At 60.4% G+C, this 18,894-nt stretch carries 21 protein-coding genes; 13 read left to right on the forward strand and 8 right to left on the reverse strand.

The genetic code is table 11. The annotated features are described in order from the left end of the window. Positions 1–95: 95 nt before the first annotated feature. Both AC53L6_RS14610 and AC53L6_RS14615 read right to left on the reverse strand, forming a co-directional pair. A complete protein-coding gene (locus tag AC53L6_RS14610) occupies positions 96–467 on the reverse strand; it encodes an SPW repeat domain-containing protein (protein WP_496908367.1) in 372 nt (123 codons plus the stop codon). Between the two features lie 125 nt (positions 468–592). Then, a complete protein-coding gene (locus AC53L6_RS14615; protein ID WP_496908368.1) occupies positions 593–1,555 on the reverse strand; it encodes an AraC family transcriptional regulator in 963 nt (320 codons plus the stop codon). A gap of 265 nt (positions 1,556–1,820) precedes the next feature. Between AC53L6_RS14615 and rpmG the strand changes: the two genes are divergently transcribed. Both rpmG and AC53L6_RS14625 read left to right on the forward strand, forming a co-directional pair. Continuing rightward, positions 1,821–1,988, forward strand: a complete 168-nt coding sequence (gene rpmG / locus AC53L6_RS14620; RefSeq protein WP_039682682.1) for a 50S ribosomal protein L33 — start codon at positions 1,821–1,823, stop codon at positions 1,986–1,988. Positions 1,989–2,089: 101 nt separating this feature from the next. Then, the gene (locus AC53L6_RS14625; RefSeq protein WP_496908369.1) at positions 2,090–2,536 is read left to right on the forward strand and encodes a GNAT family N-acetyltransferase; all 447 of its coding nucleotides are present in this window, start codon (positions 2,090–2,092) and stop codon (positions 2,534–2,536) included. A gap of 4 nt (positions 2,537–2,540) precedes the next feature. Here the strand turns inward: AC53L6_RS14625 and AC53L6_RS14630 are convergent, their stop codons facing one another. From AC53L6_RS14630 to AC53L6_RS14640, 3 genes are all read right to left on the reverse strand, one after another. After that, positions 2,541–3,002, reverse strand: a complete 462-nt coding sequence (locus tag AC53L6_RS14630; protein WP_496908370.1) for a cupin domain-containing protein — start codon at positions 3,000–3,002, stop codon at positions 2,541–2,543. A gap of 69 nt (positions 3,003–3,071) precedes the next feature. After that, positions 3,072–3,851, reverse strand: a complete 780-nt coding sequence (locus AC53L6_RS14635; RefSeq protein WP_299598772.1) for a Bax inhibitor-1/YccA family protein — start codon at positions 3,849–3,851, stop codon at positions 3,072–3,074. 193 nt (positions 3,852–4,044) lie between these two features. Continuing rightward, positions 4,045–4,260: a DUF1127 domain-containing protein gene (locus AC53L6_RS14640; protein WP_299202458.1), complete on the reverse strand. Its 216-nt coding sequence runs from the start codon at positions 4,258–4,260 to the stop codon at positions 4,045–4,047. A gap of 124 nt (positions 4,261–4,384) precedes the next feature. On the opposite strand from AC53L6_RS14640, the gene AC53L6_RS14645 reads away from it, so the two are divergent. From AC53L6_RS14645 to AC53L6_RS14665, 5 genes are all read left to right on the forward strand, one after another. After that, positions 4,385–5,269 (forward strand): LysR family transcriptional regulator, encoded by an 885-nt coding sequence (locus AC53L6_RS14645; RefSeq protein ID WP_299202461.1) that lies wholly within the window; start codon positions 4,385–4,387, stop codon positions 5,267–5,269. Between the two features lie 434 nt (positions 5,270–5,703). Continuing rightward, positions 5,704–6,075 (forward strand): helix-turn-helix domain-containing protein, encoded by a 372-nt coding sequence (locus AC53L6_RS14650; protein ID WP_299202464.1) that lies wholly within the window; start codon positions 5,704–5,706, stop codon positions 6,073–6,075. 56 nt (positions 6,076–6,131) lie between these two features. Continuing rightward, positions 6,132–6,926, forward strand: coding sequence for a histidinol-phosphatase (hisN, locus tag AC53L6_RS14655; protein ID WP_496908371.1), 795 nt, complete (start codon positions 6,132–6,134; stop codon positions 6,924–6,926). After that, positions 6,923–8,263 (forward strand): 8-oxoguanine deaminase, encoded by a 1,341-nt coding sequence (locus AC53L6_RS14660; RefSeq protein ID WP_496908372.1) that lies wholly within the window; start codon positions 6,923–6,925, stop codon positions 8,261–8,263. Before hisN ends, AC53L6_RS14660 begins: the two co-directional genes overlap by 4 nt. Then, positions 8,260–8,682, forward strand: a complete 423-nt coding sequence (locus AC53L6_RS14665) for a CAP domain-containing protein (RefSeq protein WP_496908373.1) — start codon at positions 8,260–8,262, stop codon at positions 8,680–8,682. The genes AC53L6_RS14660 and AC53L6_RS14665 overlap by 4 nt, the downstream gene beginning before the upstream one ends. On the opposite strand, the gene guaD is transcribed toward AC53L6_RS14665, so the two are convergent. Further along, positions 8,679–9,965 (reverse strand): guanine deaminase, encoded by a 1,287-nt coding sequence (guaD, locus tag AC53L6_RS14670; RefSeq protein ID WP_496908374.1) that lies wholly within the window; start codon positions 9,963–9,965, stop codon positions 8,679–8,681. The genes AC53L6_RS14665 and guaD overlap by 4 nt on opposite strands. A 114-nt stretch (positions 9,966–10,079) precedes the next feature. Between guaD and mgtE the strand changes: the two genes are divergently transcribed. From mgtE to AC53L6_RS14700, 6 genes are all read left to right on the forward strand, one after another. Next, entirely contained in the window at positions 10,080–11,474 is a 1,395-nt protein-coding gene (gene mgtE, locus AC53L6_RS14675; RefSeq protein WP_496908375.1) for a magnesium transporter, read from the forward strand. A gap of 64 nt (positions 11,475–11,538) precedes the next feature. Further along, positions 11,539–12,117, forward strand: a complete 579-nt coding sequence (locus AC53L6_RS14680; protein ID WP_496908376.1) for a 5-formyltetrahydrofolate cyclo-ligase — start codon at positions 11,539–11,541, stop codon at positions 12,115–12,117. Between the two features lie 93 nt (positions 12,118–12,210). Beyond that, positions 12,211–13,020, forward strand: coding sequence for a TIGR00282 family metallophosphoesterase (locus tag AC53L6_RS14685; RefSeq protein ID WP_472728571.1), 810 nt, complete (start codon positions 12,211–12,213; stop codon positions 13,018–13,020). Further along, on the forward strand, positions 13,017–13,943 hold the full coding sequence (locus tag AC53L6_RS14690; protein WP_299202488.1) for a DMT family transporter: 927 nt from the start codon (positions 13,017–13,019) through the stop codon (positions 13,941–13,943). Before AC53L6_RS14685 ends, AC53L6_RS14690 begins: the two co-directional genes overlap by 4 nt. A gap of 26 nt (positions 13,944–13,969) precedes the next feature. Next, on the forward strand, positions 13,970–15,748 hold the full coding sequence (locus AC53L6_RS14695) for an SLC13 family permease (RefSeq protein ID WP_299743072.1): 1,779 nt from the start codon (positions 13,970–13,972) through the stop codon (positions 15,746–15,748). Between the two features lie 62 nt (positions 15,749–15,810). Further along, the gene (locus AC53L6_RS14700; protein ID WP_299202493.1) at positions 15,811–16,302 is read left to right on the forward strand and encodes a hypothetical protein; all 492 of its coding nucleotides are present in this window, start codon (positions 15,811–15,813) and stop codon (positions 16,300–16,302) included. Here the strand turns inward: AC53L6_RS14700 and AC53L6_RS14705 are convergent. Together AC53L6_RS14705 and AC53L6_RS14710 are read right to left on the reverse strand one after the other, a co-directional pair. Next, positions 16,291–17,949, reverse strand: coding sequence for an FAD-binding dehydrogenase (locus tag AC53L6_RS14705; protein ID WP_496908377.1), 1,659 nt, complete (start codon positions 17,947–17,949; stop codon positions 16,291–16,293). The genes AC53L6_RS14700 and AC53L6_RS14705 overlap by 12 nt on opposite strands. Positions 17,950–17,960: 11 nt before the next feature. Continuing rightward, positions 17,961–18,818, reverse strand: coding sequence for a bile acid:sodium symporter family protein (locus AC53L6_RS14710; protein WP_299598730.1), 858 nt, complete (start codon positions 18,816–18,818; stop codon positions 17,961–17,963). Positions 18,819–18,894: the final 76 nt, after the last annotated feature.

Here is an 18,894-nt window from a genome sequence, read left to right on the forward strand (position 1 = left end):
AGGGGTGTTGGGCATAGCCCGGTTGGTTTGGCGCAGCAGCTGCCATGCCAAAGAGGAGGTTTCTGAGAGGGAGAGAAGGTTTTTGGGGTGAGGCCTTAGAGCAGGCCTGGCTCGGCGGTATCAGCATTGTGCAGAGACACCACCACAGCCACGGTTGCGCCCAGGACCCAGTAGTAAGCGGCGTCGAGACCGGAGAACCCGAAGAGGAACGGTGCGACGAGGAATGCGCCACCAACAACACCGTCGACAGCGAGGTGCAGTTTGTAGGGCAGGACCCGGATCAGGCCGAGATGATGATCGGTCAGTACCGTCAGAACAAAGGCCGCAACACCGGTAACAACCGAGAGCCAGAAGGCCATGGGGTGCGATTGCCCCAGACCCAAGAGGCCGGGCATCGCCATCAGGCCAACGGCGACGGGGTAGTCGAGATAGGCGTGGATTTCCTTGCTGACAAAGCGCAGTGACATAAGTTTTCCTTTCGAAATCGATGCGGCGATCTGTGCCGCTGTGATGAAAGAAAAATGTGCGTTTCTGCCCCTGAATTCCATTTTTGAACGTTCAGCTTTCTTGACCGATCGTTCGGATTTCTGGACTAGCTGGCGATCTGGCGCGCTTTTTCGATGTGTTCGTTCCGAAATGCGGCTGGGCTTTGTCCAACTTCGCGTTTGAAGACACGTGCGAATGCGGAATCCGAAGCGTACCCGACATCCCGCGCAATCTCGGCGACGGGTTTGTTTTGGGTGATCAGGTCTTGCTGCGCGATCTGCATCCGCCAGTCCGTCAGGTATTGCAGCGGCGTCACGCCCATCTTTTGCGCGAAGTGCACCGCGAACCCGGTGCGCGACTGTCCGGCAGCGCGGGCGAGGCTTTCGACGCTCCACCCTTCGGCGGGTTGTTTGTGAAACGCCATGAGTGCCCGCGAGATATGCGGATCGGCAAAACCGGCGAGGCCCGTTTGCGTGGCCGCATCTGTTTCGATGAAGGTACGCAGGGCTTGGGCAAAGATCACTTCGGAGATTTTCTGGGCGATTAGGTCGCTGCCCAGCTTGTCCTGCCCGGTTTCGTCGGCGATCAGCCGCAGCGAAGTTTCCATCCAGCGTCCGGCGCTTTCCCCGTAATTGGGGATCAGGATGTAGTCCGGCAATTGGTTCAGCAACATATGCGTTGCATGATCCGCCAATGAAAAGTGGCCGCAGATGAGTTGTGTGTCCCTGTCATCCTCGACGCCGCCATAGACCAGGACACCTTCACCACTGTAGCCCGAGCTTTCCAGCACCGTTTCCAGTGGCAGAACGGTATCCTTGTCATGCCGCCCGCTGAAAAGATCGTGGGCGGCCCCGTGCGGGATAATGATCAGGTCGCCTTGGGCCAGCGAGACGGTCGTGCCAGACGGTTTGATGCGCACTCGACAGTCCCCGCGGTGGGCGAAGTGAAAGCGCGCGACTTTCTCGTGCGTGGGCACGGCCACACCCCAGGGTGGGGTGAAGGACGTCCGAAAGTACAAGGTGCCCTTGAGCGTGAGTCGGGTCAGGATATCGCTGAGTGGGTCAAGCATGGTCCCGAGATGGGCATGCAGCAGCCCGCCTGTCCAGCAGTTGGAACGATCGGCACATTAAAGTGAATGCGCGGGCGGGTTTTCGGAGTGGAATCAACCGGGATATTGCCGGTGAGATGGGGGGATACGGAAAAATCGGACTTCGCCCTACGTTCCCGGCCTGCGCGGGGTTGACTCGGGGGGGCACGCGGGTAAAAGCCCACCTCTAGACGAATTTCCCGCCAGCGGGCCGACTTGGCTTATTTGGCGATGCAGGAGACACCAGATGGCCAAGCCAACCACGATCAAGATCCGCCTGAACTCGACCGCAGGCACCGGCCACTTCTATGTGACCAAGAAAAACGCGCGCACCATGACCGAGAAAATGGTCGTACGGAAGTACGATCCCGTGGCGCGCAAGCACGTGGAATACAAGGAAGGCAAGATCAAGTAAGATCGCCCATTCTTCGTGATTTCCAAGGCCGCGCCGCAAGGACGCGGCCTTTTTCTTTTCTGGAGGCTCACTTGATTATCCGACCCACGACCAGGGCAGACATGGCTGCTGTCGATGCGCTGTTGGCGCGGACCTATCCAAAGCTGCTCAAGGCGGACTATCCGCCCTCTGTGCTTGTGACAGCCTTGCCCATCATCAGCCGCGCGCGGCCAGAGCTATTGGTGTGCGGCACGTATTACGTGGTCGAGGAGAACGGAGCGGTCCTTGGGGCCGGTGGATGGACGCGCGACAAACGTGATCGGCGCCTGGGCCATATCCGCCACGTTGTGACCGATGATCGGGCGCTGCGCCGTGGGGTGGGGCGGCGGCTGATGTCACGTTGCTTTGATGTGGCCCGCACCGCCGGGGTCAAACGGATGGAATGCTGGGCCACGCGGACGGCGGTGCCGTTCTATGCAGCCGTTGGGTTCGTGGAAGCTGGGCCCATCGACGTGCAGTTGCAGAGCGGGATCGTGTTTCCGTCTGTGCGAATGCTGCGCGATTTGTAACCGCCTAGCCTGGTTTGGTGCTTGGCTTGCCATCGAGCGTTTCGTAGCGGCGGCTGTTACTTGTCCGGTCATTGATCAGGACACGGTCCAGCGTGGGATATGTGACACGGTCCTGTGGCGCGCGCGTGCCAATCACGACATAGCGCGCGTCGGCGCGACTGTCGTTGCGCAGGTTGTGGCCCACGGGCGTGCCTGCGGCCCATGTCGCGGCGTCCCCTTCCGTGAGCGTGGTTTCGGTGTCGTCCTCGATCAACGTGACGGTGCCTGATAACATGAGGATCATCTCGTCCTCGGTCGCGTGCCAATGGTTGTAGGACGAGGACGAGCCCGGTGGCAGCGTTTCGATGAACGCCCCGAACTGTGTAAGGCCGCCCGTATCGCTGATCAACTCGGCGGTGTAAGGGCCCAGCGGATCGTCGGTTTTGCCACGGTCCGTGCGGGCTGTGCCGCGCTTGATCACTGTCATGTATCCCCCCTTTGAAATAAAAAAGGCCGGTCGCTTGGACCGGCCTTTTCGTCTGTCTGTCTATGCAGGTTATTCCTGCTGCCCCATGAACATGAGCAGGAACTGGAACATGTTCAAGAACGAGATATAGAGGCTGAGCGCGCCATCAATGGCGGCTTTGTCCAGCCAATCCTGATCACCATGTGCGGCATGTGCCACATAGGTGTTCTTGATGTCCTGGGTATAGAACGCTGTCAGACCGGCAAAGATCAGAACGCCGATGGCTGAGATTGCCATCATCATCACGCCCGATTGCAGGAACAGGTTGATGATCATCGCCACGATCAGGCCGATCACACCCATCATCAGGAAGGTGCCCATGCCGCTCAGGTCTTTCTTGGTGGTGTAGCCATAGAGGCTCAGACCGGCAAAAGCGATCGCGGTGACCAGGAAGGTCTGGGTGATCGAGAACGGCGTGAAGACCAGGAAGATCGAGCTCATCGACACGCCCATGACGGCGGCGAAGATAAAGAAGCCAAGCTGCACGGCGGCTGCAGAGCCACGACGCATCAGCGCGCCCCAGCCGAACAGCAGGAAGGCGAGTGGTGCAAACATGACGACCCAGCGCAGCGGCGTGGTGTACAGCACCGTGCCGAGGCCCGTCAGGTACTGGCCTTCTCGCAGGGCAACGGTTGCACCTGTCGGGTCGGATGTGACAGCGAGGCCAGCAATGGCCCATGCCGCCAATGCGGTGATGAGCATGCCGACCGACATGGTCCCATACACTTTGTTCATATGCGCGCGCAGGCCCGCATCGATCTGGGCGGCGCGTGTACCGGCCGCGGACCGGATCGTATTCAACTCAGCCATGACTGACCTCCAAATTGATACCAATTCCGGCGGCTGATCCGCCGGTCGCGGATTTACGCCCGCGTTGTGCTAAATATCGGGTCAGTTTCCCTTTCATTCAAGGGTTTTTAAGGGCTTTCCTGCCGGTTGGATGCGACATTCCGACCAATTTTGTCATAAATGCCGCACACCGCGCATGGACTGCGCCGGGTTATCAGTCACGCCATGTGGCAGGAACGTCCCAGATCGGCTTTGCGCTTTCGCGTGTAGCGCGCTCTGAATTGATGCCGATATCGTCCAGGCGTTGTGCATCCAGGCGGGCAAGGGCGCGGCGGGATTTCCAAACATCAAGGATCATGCTTAGCGTCGGAAGGCGACGTGCCGCAGGCTTCATATTGGTGTGACGGGTGGTGATGTCGGTAAATGCCATCGGGCTGTCCTTTCTAATTCCGTGATGAATGACCGGGGTCAAATCAAGTGTCTTGATGTATATGGGGGAATATGGCACATTCTTAAAGCGAATGTTTTTGATATAAAGTATCAAGGAGTGTGATGTGAGAAACTTGGACATCACGACGCTTCGGTCGTTTGTTGCCGTTGCCGAAAGCGGCGGTGTAACCCGTGCTGCGGGGTTTTTGCATCTGACCCAATCGGCGGTTTCGATGCAATTGAAGCGGTTGGAGGAATTGTTGGGCCTTGACCTGTTCGACCGATCCGGTCGGACGATCGCGTTGACCGCCTCGGGCGAGCAGTTGCTGGTCTTTGCCCGCCGCATGGTGGCGTTGAACGACGAGGTGATCACCCGTCTGACCGATCAGGCCTATGAAGGTGAGATCACACTGGGTGTGCCGCACGACATCGTCTACCCGGCCATTCCCCGCGTGTTGAAGCAGTTCCATGCGGCTTTCCCGCGTGTGAAGGTGCAATTGGACAGCTCTTACACACGACGTTTGAAAGCCGAGTTCGCCAAGGGTGCCTGTGACATCATCCTGACGACGGAAACGGGTATGGATGCCGGAGGGGAACAGCTGTGCACAAAGCCATTGTGCTGGGTCGGGGCCCCGGGGGGGTCCGCGTGGCGGCAACGGCCGTTGAAATTGGCGTTTGGGCGGCAATGCACGTTCCGCCCGCGGGTTGTTGAAGGATTGGACGCCGCAGATATCCCCTGGGACGTGGTTGTCGAAACTGAAAGTGACCGCACGATCGAGGCCACGGTCAGCGCGGATCTTGCCGTGCATACCATGATCGAAGGGACTGAGCCGCCGCATCTGGATCGGATCGAACACGGGGGGGCGTTGCCTGACCTGCCGATGCACAGCATCAATCTGTATGGTGCAGGTGGGGCTGTGAACGAGGTGCATGACGCGCTTGTCGGTTTCCTGCGTCGCGCTTTTGCGGCACCAGATGCCACGACCCTGCGCGCGGTCGCGAACCGCTGACATCGGGGCGTATCGGGGGGCGATTGGGCGGAATTCGGCCCATCGAAGCGCATGTCTGTCGTTCCTGCTGACCTAGATAAAATTGTGGTTACTTTAGCAATCATCACGCGTTACCGCGCTGGCGGATCGACGGAAACTGCAAGTATTTTGGTTTAGTGTTTTGAAAAGTAAAGAGAATTTGATTTTCATTTTGACGTTGGCACCGTTTGGCATCCCTCGATGCGCATGCACTCCTTGGTCAGCATTTCACTTATGGCGACACGCCTTATGGCTGAAAGCTGCGCACGAAATTCCCGTCAAGCGGGTATCTTTCATTGAAAATTGCGTGCGTGATACGTAGTATACTGCCACTGAACACGGCGCGAGAGAACAACATGCGCCATTCTGATGGGCGCAAAGCGCGCCCATAGCGACATCACAGGGTTGGGAACATTATGGCACATTTGGTTGACGTACATGTCGGCAAGCGTATCCGGCAGCGCAGGTGGCTGATCGGGATGACCCAGCAAAAGCTGGCTGACATGGTTGGCATCAAATTTCAGCAGATTCAGAAGTACGAGACCGGTGCAAACCGCGTCAGCGCGTCCCGTCTGTGGGATATCGGAGAAGCGATGGGCGTTCCTGCTGCCTTTTTCTTCGAAGGTCTGAAGGAAGATGTCAGCCAGGCTGCGGCGACCGGGGCTGTTCCCGCCGATATGCTCAGCGACAAAGAGGCAATGGAGTTGGTCCGTACATACTACGCGATCCCCGAAGCACAGCGCCGCCGCCTGTTCGAGCTTGCACGGGTTCTGAGCGACGTCGCCTGACCTTTTCGATGTAGTCCGGGCTTGCGTCACGGGTGCCACTCTGGCACCCGATTGGCATGAGCATTCTGATTTCTGATTTAACTGAAGTGGCCCATGCCATGGCTGATGCGGCCGGCGAGGCCATTCTGCCGCACTTTCGGGCACGCGACCTTGATGACGAAAACAAAGCGTCTGATGGGTATGATCCGGTGACCATTGCGGATCGCGCTGCAGAGCAGGCGATGCGCGCGGTGTTGGCGGACAGACGTCCGGACGATGCTATTCTAGGTGAAGAGTTTGGTGCGCATTCCGGTTCTAGTGGTCTGACATGGGTGTTAGACCCGATTGATGGCACCCGCGGGTTCGTATCGGGGACGCCGACTTGGGGGGTTCTGATTGCTGTTGGTGACGCGACCGGCCCTTTTCTTGGCATGATCGACCAGCCCTACATTCAAGAACGATTCTGGGGGGCTGACGGGCGTGCGCAGATGCGCGGCCCGCTGGGGGAACACGCGCTTGCGACGCGGGCGTCACGTCCGTTGACCGATGCGGTTCTGTTCACAACGTTCCCCGAGGTTGGTACCGAAGCGGAACGTGCCGGGTTCGAGGCCGTGGCGCGGGGCATCAAGCTGGTGCGCTACGGGATGGACTGTTACGCGTATGCGCTTCTGGCGGCGGGTCAGATCGATCTGGTGATCGAGGCCGGATTGAACAGCTATGATATTCAGGCGCCCATCGGTCTTATTGAGGCGGCCGGGGGGATTGTCACGGATTGGTCCGGTCAGCCTGTGCATGAGGGTGGCCGCGTGGTTGCTGCAGCGAATGCCAATATTCATCGCGCGGCGCTGGACATTCTGGCGGGACACCTGTGACAGCAACCCTGATCAGGTGCGCGGCATATGTCGTGACCATGGACGATGATCGTCGCATTCTGCGCGATGCCGATGTGTTGTTGCAGGACGGGCAGGTGGCCGAGATCGGGCATGGACTTCAGGCAGCGGCCGAGATCGTTGACGGGGCGGGCTGTGTTGTCGCCCCTGGCCTGGTCAATACGCATCATCACCTCTATCAGACCCTGACCCGTGCGGTGCCGCAGGCGCAGGACGCGCTTTTATTCGGCTGGTTGCAGGCCCTTTATCCCATATGGGCGCGCTTCACGCCTGACCAAATGTTCACGTCAGCGCAGATCGGGTTGGCCGAATTGGCCCTGTCCGGCTGCACATTGTCGTCTGACCATCTGTACCTCTATCCAAACGGCGTTCGGCTCGAAGACACCATCGTGGCTGCGCAAGAGGTCGGGTTGCGGTTCCATCCGACACGCGGCGCCATGAGTATTGGCGAGAGTGCGGGTGGGTTGCCGCCGGATAGATTGGTCGAGGATGAAGTAGCCATTCTGGACGATATGGTGCGGGTGATCGACAGCTTTCACGACCCCGCGCCCGGGTCCATGTGCCGGGTGGGTGTGGCGCCATGTTCGCCTTTCTCTGTCAGCCGCGAGCTGATGCGCGATGCGGCGCTTTTGGCGCGCGACAAGGGCGTGATGATGCACACCCATCTGGCCGAGAATGACGAGGATATCGCCTATTCCTTGGCACAGTTCGGATGCAGGCCCGGGCAATATGCCGAGGATTTGGGTTGGGTTGGCCCGGACGTGTGGCATGCGCATTGCGTGAAGCTGGATGCCGAAGAAATCGACCTGTTTGCCCGGACGGGTACGGGTGTTGCGCATTGCCCGTGTTCGAACTGCCGCCTTGGGTCCGGTCTTGCGCCGGTACGGGCGATGCGGGATGCGGGCGTGCCCGTGGGTCTGGGTGTTGATGGATCGGCCAGCAACGATGCGGGCAATCTGGTGGCCGAGGCGCGGCAGGCGATGTTGTTGCAACGGGTGGCAAAGGGTGCGGATGCGATGAGCGCGCAGGAAGCGCTGGAGATTGCGACGCGGGGCGGGGCCGACATTCTGGGACGGCCTGAGTGCGGGCGGCTGCAGGTTGGGTGTCGCGCGGATGTCGCCATCTGGGATGTCAGCGGGATCGAAACAGCGGGCAGTTGGGACCCGGCGGCTTTGCTGCTGGCCGGGCCAACGACGGTGCGTGATCTGTTTGTTGAAGGGAGACAGGTTGTGCGGGATGGTCAGATGACGACGATTGATCTGTCACAGGTCATCGCGCGGCAGAATGAGATGGCCCGAAACCTGAGCGCCACCTTATGAAACATGTTTTGCTGTTCATTGCCCTGATCCTAATGGCTGCCGCCGCAGCTGCCGATCCGACAGCGCTGGCCGCCATCAACGCCGAGCGTGACGCCCAAAACCGCGCGCCACTTATCTATGACAGCAGGCTTGAGGCCGCAGCCCGTGCACATGCACAAGACATGGCGACCGCTGGTTTCTTTGCGCATACAGGTTCGGATGGATCAGACATTGGTCAGCGGTTGGATCGTGTCGGCTATCGCTATTGCTTTGGCGCGGAGAACATTGCTGCGGGTCAACGCAGTTTGGCCGAGGTGATGACGTCATGGATGGGGTCACGCGGGCACCGGCGCAACATCCTGCATCACAAAGCGCAGGCAGTCGGCCTGGCCCGCGGACCGGGCAACCTGTGGGTTATGGTGCTGGCAGCGCCCTGCTAGCTGCGGCGCGTGCCGCCCACCCAGACATCCGCGATGGCGCGGTCATCGCCCATCATGAGCGTCGGGAACACTGCGTCCCAAATGCTCTCGGCCCGTGTATGACGCTGCGCAATGGCTGGGGTCGAGGCAAGATCGAGAATACACAGGTCACCTGCCAGTCCGGGGGAGATGCTGCCAATCTCGTCCGTGCGGTGCAGCACGCGGGCCGATCCTGCTGTCGCCAGCCAAAGAAGCTGTGCAGCATGCACGGCGGTGCCGCGCAACTGTGCGATCTCATATGCAGCGGCCATGGACCGCAGCATTGAGAAGGATGAACCACCGCCTGTGTCCGTCGCGAGGCCCGTGCGCACGCCGCCAGAGGCAAGGCCCATGAGATCGAACAGGCCTGAGCCGATAAAGGTGTTGGACGTCGGGCAATGGACGAGGCCTGCCCCCACCTCGCGCAGTCGGTCGGTCTCACGCGTCTCAAGATGGATCGCGTGACCGTAGAGGCCACGTTCGCCCAAAAGCCCGTGCTGTTCATAGGTGTCGAGGTAGTCGCGCGCCTGCGGGTAGAGGCCACGCACCCACTCGATCTCGTCGACCTGTTCGCTCAGATGGGTTTGCATCAACGCGTCGGGGTGTTCGGCCCATAAGGCGCCGAGGGCGGCCAGTTGATCCTCGGTCGAAGTGGGGGAGAAGCGCGGTGTGATCGCATAGCGGGCGCGGCCCTGACCATGCCATTTCCGCAGCAATGCCTTGCTGTCGTCATAGGCCGTCTGCGCCGTATCCCGCAGCCCGTCCGGGGCATTGCGGTCCATGCAGGTCTTGCCCGCGACCACGGCTATGTTGCGCGCGGCGGCAGCGGTGAACAGGGCATCGACGCTTTCAGGGTGGATCGTGCAGAAGCTTGCGACTGATGTGGTGCCGTGATCAAGCAGCAGGTCCAGATAGCGATCCGCAGTTTCATTGGCATAGGTGGCATCGCCAAACCGCATCTCTTCGGGGAACGTATAGGTGTTCAGCCAATCAATCAGGCGCTTGCCCCATGATGCGATGATGGCGGTCTGGGGATAGTGCGCATGAGCATCGATGAAACCGGGGCAGATCAGGTGACCGGGATAGTCATGGCGTGTTGCCTGCGCGCCTTGCGTCAGTGCCGCGCTGCCGACGGCAGCAATCTTGCCACCCTCAATCAGTAAGGCACTGTCTTCGAGAACGTGGACGGCTTCGACCCATGGTTGAACAAAGGGATCGCCGTCGAAGGTCAGCACATGGCCGGTCAAAAGATATGCATCTGTCATGGCTGTCTTATGCCGGGGGCTTGCTGAGGGCGCAAAGCGAAATCCGGGCCATTGTCAGTACAATGGCCGCGCCCTATGGTCGCCCACGACGCGACGGAAAGGGAGACGCACGCCATGTCAGATCAGACCGACGTGATCGATCCCGCAGCAGACGACAATGCATATGTCCTTGAACGCAAGGATGTTTCCGCGATCCTCTATGCCGTTGATATCGAGGACCGCGACCAGCTGATCAAGCTGATGGAACCGCTGCACGCGGCGGACATCGCCGACCTTCTGGAACAGATCAACGCCTTTGATCGCTCACGCCTGATCCGTCTGTATGACCGCGAGTTCGATGGTGACATCCTTTCCGAGCTTGACGAGTCGATCCGGGAAGAGGTGATCGCCGTCCTGAAGCCCACTGTTCTGGCTGACGCTGTGCGCGATCTGGACAGTGATGACGTGGTCGACCTGATCGAAGATCTGGACGACGCGCAGCAGGAACAGATCCTGGATGTGCTGGAAGACACGGATCGGGCGCTGGTTGAGCAGTCGCTGGCCTTTCCCGAGTATTCCGCCGGTCGCCTCATGCAGCGCGAGGTTGTCATGGCGCCCGAGCATTGGACGGTCGGCGAGGCCATTGATCGGTTGCGCAGTGCGAACGAAGAGGAATTGCCCAAGCAGTTCTATCACATCGTGCTGATTGACCCGCGCCTGCATCCGGTGGGCAATGTGACCCTCGGCAAGTTGATGCGGTCACGCCGGGAGGTGCCACTGGCCGATCTGGTGGAAGAGACCTTTCAGGTGATCCCGGCCAGTCAGGATGAAAGCGACGTGGCTTATGCTTTCAACCAGTATCACCTGATCTCGGCCCCGGTTGTCGATGACGAGGGGCGGTTGGTTGGTTTGATCACGATCGACGATGCGATGGCCGTGCTGGACGAAGAGCACGAGGAAGATATTCTGCGTCTGGCAGGGGTGGGCGAAGAGTCCGCTTTGTCTGACCGTGTGCGCGAGACTACGAAACGGCGTATCCCGTGGTTGGCTGTGAACCTTGTCACGTCGATCCTTGCGTCGATGGTCATTGCCCAGTTCGAGATGGCGATTGCCCAGATCGTGGCGCTGGCCGTGTTGATGCCCATAGTGGCGTCCATGGGTGGGAATGCGGGGACGCAATCCTTGACGGTTGCGGTGCGGGCCATTGCCACCAAGGATTTGACCGGTGCGAACGTGTGGCGTGTGATACGGCGCGAGGTGCTGGTGGGGTTGATCAACGGCGCTGTTTTTGCCGTTGTGATGGGGATTGTCGGGGTGATCTGGTTCGGCTCACCTGCGCTGGGCTATGTGATTGCAGCGGCCATGGTGGTGAACATGGTGGTGGCGGGTCTGGCCGGGACGGGCATTCCGATTGTCCTGGACCGCGTGGGTATCGATCCGGCGTTGGCATCGGGTGCGTTTGTAACCACGGTGACGGATGTGGTTGGGTTCTTTGCCTTCCTTGGGCTTGCTGCCTTGGTGTTGTTGTGACGGGGGCGGACGCTGTTTGCCTGCGGCAAAGACGCCCCGCCCGCCGTCCCGATGGAGGCCCTTCATGTCGTTGACCGAGGACAAGGCCGCGATCCGGAAACAGGCGTTTGCTGCGCGCAAGGCGGCCTTTGACCTCGATGCCGGGGGGGCGTCGGGTCTCTTGTCATCCGTGTTGGCGGGGTATCGCGGAGTGCCTTTGTCCGGTTACATGCCGATCCGATCCGAGATTGACCCACTGCCCGTGATGGCGGAGGCGGCTGCGCATGGCCCTGTGGCTGTGCCGGTCATTCGGGGCGCGGGACTGCCGTTGGTGTTTTCGAAGTGGACGCCGGGGTGTGCCATGACGGAGGGGCCGTTCGGGGCACAGATCCCTGCGGTCGAAGACCTGTTCGAGCCTGAGATTGTCATTGTGCCTTTGGTGGCCTTTACCCGCGCGGGCGGGCGGTTGGGATATGGGGGCGGGTTCTATGATCGCACACTTGAAGGCTTGCGTGCGACGCGGGCAACCCTGGCCATCGGTTTCGCCTATGGTACGCAGGAAATGATAAACCTGCCATTGGAGCCTACGGACCAAACGCTCGACATGATCGTAACGGAGACGGAAGTGATTGAGGTGGGGAGGGGGCCAGCCCCCCGGCGCTGATGCGCCGCCCCCCGGGATTTTGGGGAAACAGGGAATGGGACAGGTCGTGCCTTTGGACTTGCCGTTCTGCCATATGGAGGCATATGGGGCCGTATGAATTTGCTTTTCTTGGGTGACGTCATGGGCCGGGCTGGCCGACAGGCGATCACCGACCATCTGCCGCGCTTGCGCACCGATTGGAACCTCGATTTTGTCGTGGTGAACGGAGAGAACGCGACCTCTGGCATGGGACTGTCCGGTGCGCATGCCAAGCTGCTGCTTGAGGCCGGGGCGGATTGCGTGACCCTGGGCGATCACGCCTTTGACCAAAAGGACATGTTGCGGTTTATCGAGGAAGAGTCGCGCATCATCCGGCCCCTCAACTTTTCCAAGGCGGCACCGGGCAAGGGCGCGCGCCTGTTCACGGCGCGGAACGGAAAGAAGGTTCTGGTGGCGCAGGCCTTGGGGCAGGTTTTTATGAAGCGCCCATTTGATGATCCGTTTTCAGCGCTCGAGACCGTCTTCCGCACTCATCCGCTGGGCGGGCAGGCGGACGCGATCATCATAGATTTCCATTGCGAGGCAACGTCTGAGAAGATGGCGATGGGCCATTGGTGCGACGGGCGCGCGAGCCTGATGGTTGGTACCCATACGCATGTGCCCACCGCTGACGCCATGATCCTGTCCAAAGGCTGCGCCTATCTGACCGATGCGGGCATGTGTGGCGATTACAATTCGGTCATAGGCATGCAACGCGACGAGCCGCTGCGCCGTTTCATCACCGGCATGCCCAAGGAACGGTTTCAGCCCGCCCTTGGCTCCGCGACCCTGTCGGGTGTGTATGTCGAAACCGGGAATGATGGCCGGGCCACGCGTATCGAAATGGTGCGCGAGGGTGGTCTGCTGCAAACCAGCCGTCCATGACACGCGAGGCCGCGCTGGGCTTTACCGCCGTCCTGATCCTGTTAGGGGCAGGGTGGGGCCTGACCATGCCGCTGACCAAGATCGCGGTGAGCACCGGCTACCAGCATTTTGGCCTCTTGTTCTGGCAATTGGCGATTGGGGTCGTGGTCATGACGGTGCTGGGGCTACTTCGCGGTGTGCGGCTGCCGCGGGGTCGCGCGCATCTTCGCGTCTATCTTGTCATTGCCTTGATTGGGTCTGTGTTGCCGAACTCGGCCAGCTACCAGGCTGCGGTGCACCTGCCATCGGGCATCATGTCGATCCTGCTGTCGATGATTCCGATCTGGGCTTTTCCCATCGCGCTGACCCTTGGGCTGGACCGGTTTGAGTGGCGGCGATTTGCCGGGTTGCTGATCGGTTTGACCGCTGTGCTTGTGATCGTGGTGCCCAACGCCGCGATGACGGGTGCGATCCCTGTCATTTGGGTGGGAGTAGGGCTGATCGCAGGTCTGTTTTATGCGTTCGAGGGCAACTATGTCGCGCGCTGGGGCACTGCGGGCCTCGACGCCATACAGGTTTTGTGGGGCGCGTCTATTGTGGGTGCCATCATCGCCTTGCCGCTGGCCCTGTTCAGCGGGCAGTGGATTGATCCGCGCCCACCCTTTGCAGCCCCGGATATCGCGCTTGCCATCAGTGCAACGACGCATGTGCTGGTCTATGCCGGATATGTCTGGCTGGTGGGGCGCGCAGGACCCGTCTTTGCGGTTCAGGTCAGCTTTCTAGTGACGCTTTTCGGCGTGTTCTGGGCGCGCTTGATCCTTGGCGAAGCCTATGCCCCGACAGTGTGGGGCGCGCTCGCTTTGATGATGGTGGGTATGTTTCTGGTCCAACCACGTCGCGCACGGGTTGCAGAGGCTGGTCCCTTGGGGGACAGTGCGCGCTGACATGCGCAAGAACAGGGGCCGTGCCTATGGGGCTGATCGAGCTTTCGCAAACAGGCAATGCCATTCTGACACTGGTGGTCGTCGGCGTGATGTTCGTGCTGTTTCTGCGCGAAGTCTTTCCGACCGAGGTGGTTGCCATTGGCGGGGCGTCCCTGATGCTGGCCACCGGCGCGCTCCCCTACGATGACGCCCTTGCAGTGCTGTCGAACCCGGCACCTTGGACCATTGCGTCCATGTTCATCATCATGGGTGCGCTTGTGCGCACGGGTGCGCTTGATGCTTTTACAGGGCTGGCAGATCGGAAGGCCCGCACAAACCCGGCGATTGCCGTCGTCCTGTTGATGACCTTTGTGGTCTTCAGTTCGGCCATCGTGTCGAACACGCCGGTGGTTGTGGTCATGATTCCGGTCATCATCCAACTGGCCAAGACAATGGGGCTGAACCCGTCCAAGATGCTGATTCCGCTCAGCTATGCGGCGATACTCGGGGGCACGCTTACCCTGATCGGCACCTCGACCAACTTGCTGGTGGACGGGGTGGCCCGGACCCAGGGAATGGAGCCCTTTACGATTTTCGAAGTGACCCCGCTGGGCATTATTCTGGTGATCTGGGGCATGATCTATCTTCGGTTCTTTGGTCCCATGCTGCTGCCGGATCGGGACAGTATGGCGGGGTTATTGAGTGACCGCAGCAGAATGAAGTTCTTTACCGAGGCGGTGATCCCGCCGGACTCCAACCTTGTGGGGCGCGAGGTCACGGGCGTTCAGCTGTTCAAGCGCGATGGCGTGCGTCTGGTCGATGTGATCCGCGGGGACGAATCCTTGCGTCGCAACCTGCAAGGGGTGGAGTTGCGGGTTGGGGATCGCGTGGTTCTGCGCACGCAAATGACCGAGCTTCTGAGCCTGCAACGCAACAAGGAACTCAAGCGCATTGATCAGGTTGGTGCGGTCGAAACAACAACGGTCGAGGTGCTTATCACCCCTGGCTGCAGAATGGTGGGTCGGTCGTTGGGGACATTGCGTTTGCGCCGCCGCTACGGGGTCTATCCCTTGGCCGTGCATCGCCGGAACCAGAACATCGGGCGGCAGCTGGATGAATTGGTGGTCAAAGTGGGCGACACGCTGTTGCTGGAAGGGGCTCCCGAAGACATTCAGCGTCTGGCGGCAGACATGGACATGGTGGATGTCTCCAAACCCTCGCAGCGCGAGTTTCGGCGGAGCCATGCGCCCATCGCGCTTCTGGCCTTGCTGGGTATCGTCGTGCTTGCCGCGTTTGGCGTAGCACCAATCCTGATGTTGTCGGTTCTGGCGGTTGCTGTCGTCCTGATCACCCGTTGCATTGACGCGGACGAGGCGTTTTCCTTTGTCGATGGCCGCTTGCTGGCGCTGATCTTTGCCATGCTGGCAATAGGGGCGGCGCTCGAGGCGACGGGGGCGGTTTCTTTGATTGTCGATGCCATTGCGCCCGGCCTGATGGTTCTGCCGCCCTTCCTGATTGTATGGGCCGTGTACCTTTTGACCTCGGTTCTGACCGAGCTTGTCAGCAACAATGCCGTTGCCGTTGTCGTCACGCCGATTGCGATTGGGCTCGCTTCGGCCCTCGGGATTGATCCACGTCCATTGGTTGTGGCTGTGATGGTGGCCGCGTCCGCGTCGTTCGCAACGCCCATTGGCTATCAGACCAACATGTTGGTCTATGGCCCCGGTGGTTATAAATTTACGGATTTCATGCGCGTTGGTATCCCACTGAACCTGAGCGTTGGGTTACTTGCGTCTGCCGTTATCCCCGTTATTTGGCCGCTGTGACGGCAAGGGACTGTTAACAACGTCAGTGCTATGCCGAGGGACAGTCAACCTAAGCACAGTCCATGCCCGACCTTCGCCGCCCTGCGCATCTCATCACCCCCGCTTACGAGGATAACGGGCTGTTCCGCTCGCCGGTGCGGCGGATCACCGTTGGGCTTGTGCCACAGATTCACCGCAACAACCGGCAGGATCTGGTCGTGCGTGGTTTTGTGCGCGATGGGGCTGCCATTCAGGTGCTATTTGCCGGGCGGAGGGCCAAACAGGCCAAGGGGCTTGAGGCGCGGCTGCGGTCGATGTTGTTTCAGACGCGGTCGAAAACCCCTGGTTGGCGTGAAGAGGGGATCGATACGATCCAGCTGCCCATGCGGGTAGAAGGGGTTTGGCGGTCGCGCTTTTCACGCGATGCATGGGGGTGCGAGACGCGGTATTTTCAACTTGTCGCGGCCCGCTGGGCCATGTTCGATGATGCTGGCGTTGCGCATCTCTTTGGCGAAGCGCCGGTGCATTTGCACCCCGCACACAGAGCAAGGGTTGGTGGGCCGTCAGGCGATTGACTGCGACCTACCGGCGTTGCGACCCGAGAATATGCAGCCGCCAAGGAACGTGCCCTCAAGCGCGTTGTAGCCGTGATAGCCGCCACCGCCAAAGCCCGCCACTTCACCCGCGGCGAACAGGCCGGGCACGGGCTGCCCATTGGCCCCGATCATCTGGCTGTCGAGCGTGGTGTGCAGCCCACCCAGCGTCTTGCGCGTCAGAACGTGCAGTTTGACGGCAATCAGGGGACCATTGGCGGGATCAAGGAACTTGTGGGGTTTGGCCGTCCGCAGCAAGCGATCACCGCGGTAGTTCCGCGCGGCGTGGATGGCCATCATCTGGGCGTCCTTGGAAAACGGGTTGTCGATCTGCGCATCCCGCGCTTCGATCTGGCCGCGCAGTTTCGCCTCGTCAATCAGGTTGCCGCCTGCCACCTGGTTCATACCACGCACGAGGGTCGCAAGGTCATTGGCGACAACGAAATCCTCGCCACGTTCCTTGAACGCCTCAACCTGAGCTGTCGCGTTCTTGCCGGACAGCATGCGTTGCTTGATCACCTCGGACCATTTCTTGGACGTCAAGTCCGGGTTCTGTTCAGAGCCCGACAGCGCAAATTCCTTCTTGATGATCTTCTGGGTCAGCACGAACCAGCTGTAATCATAGCCCGTTGCCAGAATGTCCCGCAGGGTGGACATGCTGTCGAAGCCGGGCAGGGCGGGGGGCGCAAAACGGTTGCCTTCTGCATCGAACCACATCGACGACGGCCCTGGCAGAATGCGGATGCCGTGGCTGGGCCAGATCGGATCCCAGTTCTTGACCCCTTCGGTGTAGTGCCACATGCGATCGCCGTTGATCACATGCCCGCCTGCGGCCTCGGAAATGCCGATCATGCGGCCGTCCACGTGGGCGGGGACTCCGGCTACCATGTCTTCGGGCGCGGGACCCAGACGGTCGGTGGGCCACACTTTCCGCACCATGTCGAAATTGCCGCCAATCCCACCCGAAGTGACAATGACAGAGGGTGCGCGCAGTGCAAACTCGCCCACCGCATTGCGGTTGGTCTTCTGCCCACGCTCCGCACCGTCTTCGGCCAGAACTGTGCCGCTGACCCCCTTGGCCGTGCCGTTTTCCATGTCGATCCGGTCGACCTGGTGTCGGAAGTTGAATTGGATCAGGCCCGATTTCTCATGCTCTTCGCAACGACGCACGAAGTGTTCGATGATGCCGGGGCCGGTGCCCCACGTGATGTGAAAGCGGGGGACCGAGTTGCCATGTCCGTCGGCATAGCCGCCGCCCCGTTCGGCCCAGCCCACAATGGGAAACCAGCGCAGGCCCATGGAATGCAGCCAGGGTCGCATCTCTCCGGCCGCAAAGTCGATATAGGCTTCGGCCCATTTGCGGGGCATTTCGTCTTCGTCCCGGTCGAACTGCGCGCTGCCTATCCAGTCGTTCAGGGCCAGTTCGCGGCTGTCGCGGATGCCCATGCGCCGTTGTTCGGGCGTGTCGACCATGAAAAGACCACCGAGGGACCAGAACGCCTGACCACCCAGAAAGCTGCGTGGCTCCTGATCGACGATGATCACCCGCTTGCCGCGGTCGCCAAGCTCGGCAGCGGCGGCCAGACCGGCAAGGCCTGATCCCACGACAATGGCGTCTGCCTGATCCATCACTCTCTCCCTTAGCGGCTGCGGAACCACGCCACGAACGGCGCGGCGACGATGTACATTGTGATGCCATACACGGCTGAGGGCAAAGCCATGGCGCTGAACCCTTCAGACTGGCCAGAGATCAGGGCGGCCAGAGTGATGCCCAGCGTGGCGTTCTGGATACCTGTTTCAATCGAGATGGTCTTGGACTGGCCCCACGGCAAGGCGCCTGCGCGCGCCAGGACAAGACCCAAGGCCAACAGGAGGGCGTTCAGGATGATCAGGGCCGGGCCCAACGTGCCGAGGTTATCGACGAACAGCTGCCAGTTGCCTGCGAGGGCAGCGAGGACGATGACAACAAACAAGACGGTTGCGATCCGGGTCAGCAGCGGTTCTATGCGAGTGGCAAAACTGGTGGCAAAATGGCGGATGAGAACCCCAATCAGAACCGGCAGGGTCGTGATCAGGAACATGGCAATGGCCAGCGACGTGACGGACACGTCGGGCGCATCGTCACCCATGAAGTGCACGACGGACCATGCTGCCAGCACAGGTACGGTTATGATGCTGAGCAGGCTGATCACGGCGGTCAGAGATACCGATAGGGCGACATCCCCCTTGGCCAGACGCGAGATCATGTTTGATGTCACCCCGCCGGGGCAGAAACTCAGCAGCATGAATCCCACGGCAATTTCGGGGGGCAGGCCAAAGGCACGGACGGTGATATAGGTCACCACGGGCAACAAAATGACTTGCGCCACCGCACCGATTGTAAAGGCTTTTGGGGTGCGCAACACACGTCCAAAGTCGCCAAAGGTCAGGCCGATGCCGAGGCTCAGCATGATGATGGCGAGCGACAGTGGCAGCACCACGTTAATCAATATGTCCATAGTCTTTCTCCCTGCGGGACACGTTAGACGCGTGCGTCCGCAGCGTGCAACGTTGACCCTTGGTCAGCCGCTGTCA

The sequence above is a fragment of the Tateyamaria sp. LSS28 genome (assembly GCF_059611725.1).

Coding starts and splice junctions, on each gene's coding strand:
- AC53L6_RS14695 (WP_299743072.1), top strand. CDS start 13,970: ATGGGGCTGATCGAGCTTTCGCAAACAGGCAATGCCATTCTGACACTG.
- AC53L6_RS14685 (WP_472728571.1), top strand. CDS start 12,211: ATGAATTTGCTTTTCTTGGGTGACGTCATGGGCCGGGCTGGCCGACAG.
- AC53L6_RS14640 (WP_299202458.1), bottom strand. CDS start 4,260: ATGGCATTTACCGACATCACCACCCGTCACACCAATATGAAGCCTGCG.
- rpmG (WP_039682682.1), top strand. CDS start 1,821: ATGGCCAAGCCAACCACGATCAAGATCCGCCTGAACTCGACCGCAGGC.
- guaD (WP_496908374.1), bottom strand. CDS start 9,965: ATGACAGATGCATATCTTTTGACCGGCCATGTGCTGACCTTCGACGGC.
- AC53L6_RS14680 (WP_496908376.1), top strand. CDS start 11,539: ATGTCGTTGACCGAGGACAAGGCCGCGATCCGGAAACAGGCGTTTGCT.
- AC53L6_RS14665 (WP_496908373.1), top strand. CDS start 8,260: ATGAAACATGTTTTGCTGTTCATTGCCCTGATCCTAATGGCTGCCGCC.
- AC53L6_RS14700 (WP_299202493.1), top strand. CDS start 15,811: ATGCCCGACCTTCGCCGCCCTGCGCATCTCATCACCCCCGCTTACGAG.
- mgtE (WP_496908375.1), top strand. CDS start 10,080: ATGTCAGATCAGACCGACGTGATCGATCCCGCAGCAGACGACAATGCA.
- AC53L6_RS14615 (WP_496908368.1), bottom strand. CDS start 1,555: ATGCTTGACCCACTCAGCGATATCCTGACCCGACTCACGCTCAAGGGC.
- AC53L6_RS14705 (WP_496908377.1), bottom strand. CDS start 17,949: ATGGATCAGGCAGACGCCATTGTCGTGGGATCAGGCCTTGCCGGTCTG.
- hisN (WP_496908371.1), top strand. CDS start 6,132: ATGAGCATTCTGATTTCTGATTTAACTGAAGTGGCCCATGCCATGGCT.
- AC53L6_RS14635 (WP_299598772.1), bottom strand. CDS start 3,851: ATGGCTGAGTTGAATACGATCCGGTCCGCGGCCGGTACACGCGCCGCC.
- AC53L6_RS14650 (WP_299202464.1), top strand. CDS start 5,704: ATGGCACATTTGGTTGACGTACATGTCGGCAAGCGTATCCGGCAGCGC.
- AC53L6_RS14710 (WP_299598730.1), bottom strand. CDS start 18,818: ATGGACATATTGATTAACGTGGTGCTGCCACTGTCGCTCGCCATCATC.
- AC53L6_RS14630 (WP_496908370.1), bottom strand. CDS start 3,002: ATGACAGTGATCAAGCGCGGCACAGCCCGCACGGACCGTGGCAAAACC.
- AC53L6_RS14610 (WP_496908367.1), bottom strand. CDS start 467: ATGTCACTGCGCTTTGTCAGCAAGGAAATCCACGCCTATCTCGACTAC.
- AC53L6_RS14625 (WP_496908369.1), top strand. CDS start 2,090: ATGGCTGCTGTCGATGCGCTGTTGGCGCGGACCTATCCAAAGCTGCTC.
- AC53L6_RS14690 (WP_299202488.1), top strand. CDS start 13,017: ATGACACGCGAGGCCGCGCTGGGCTTTACCGCCGTCCTGATCCTGTTA.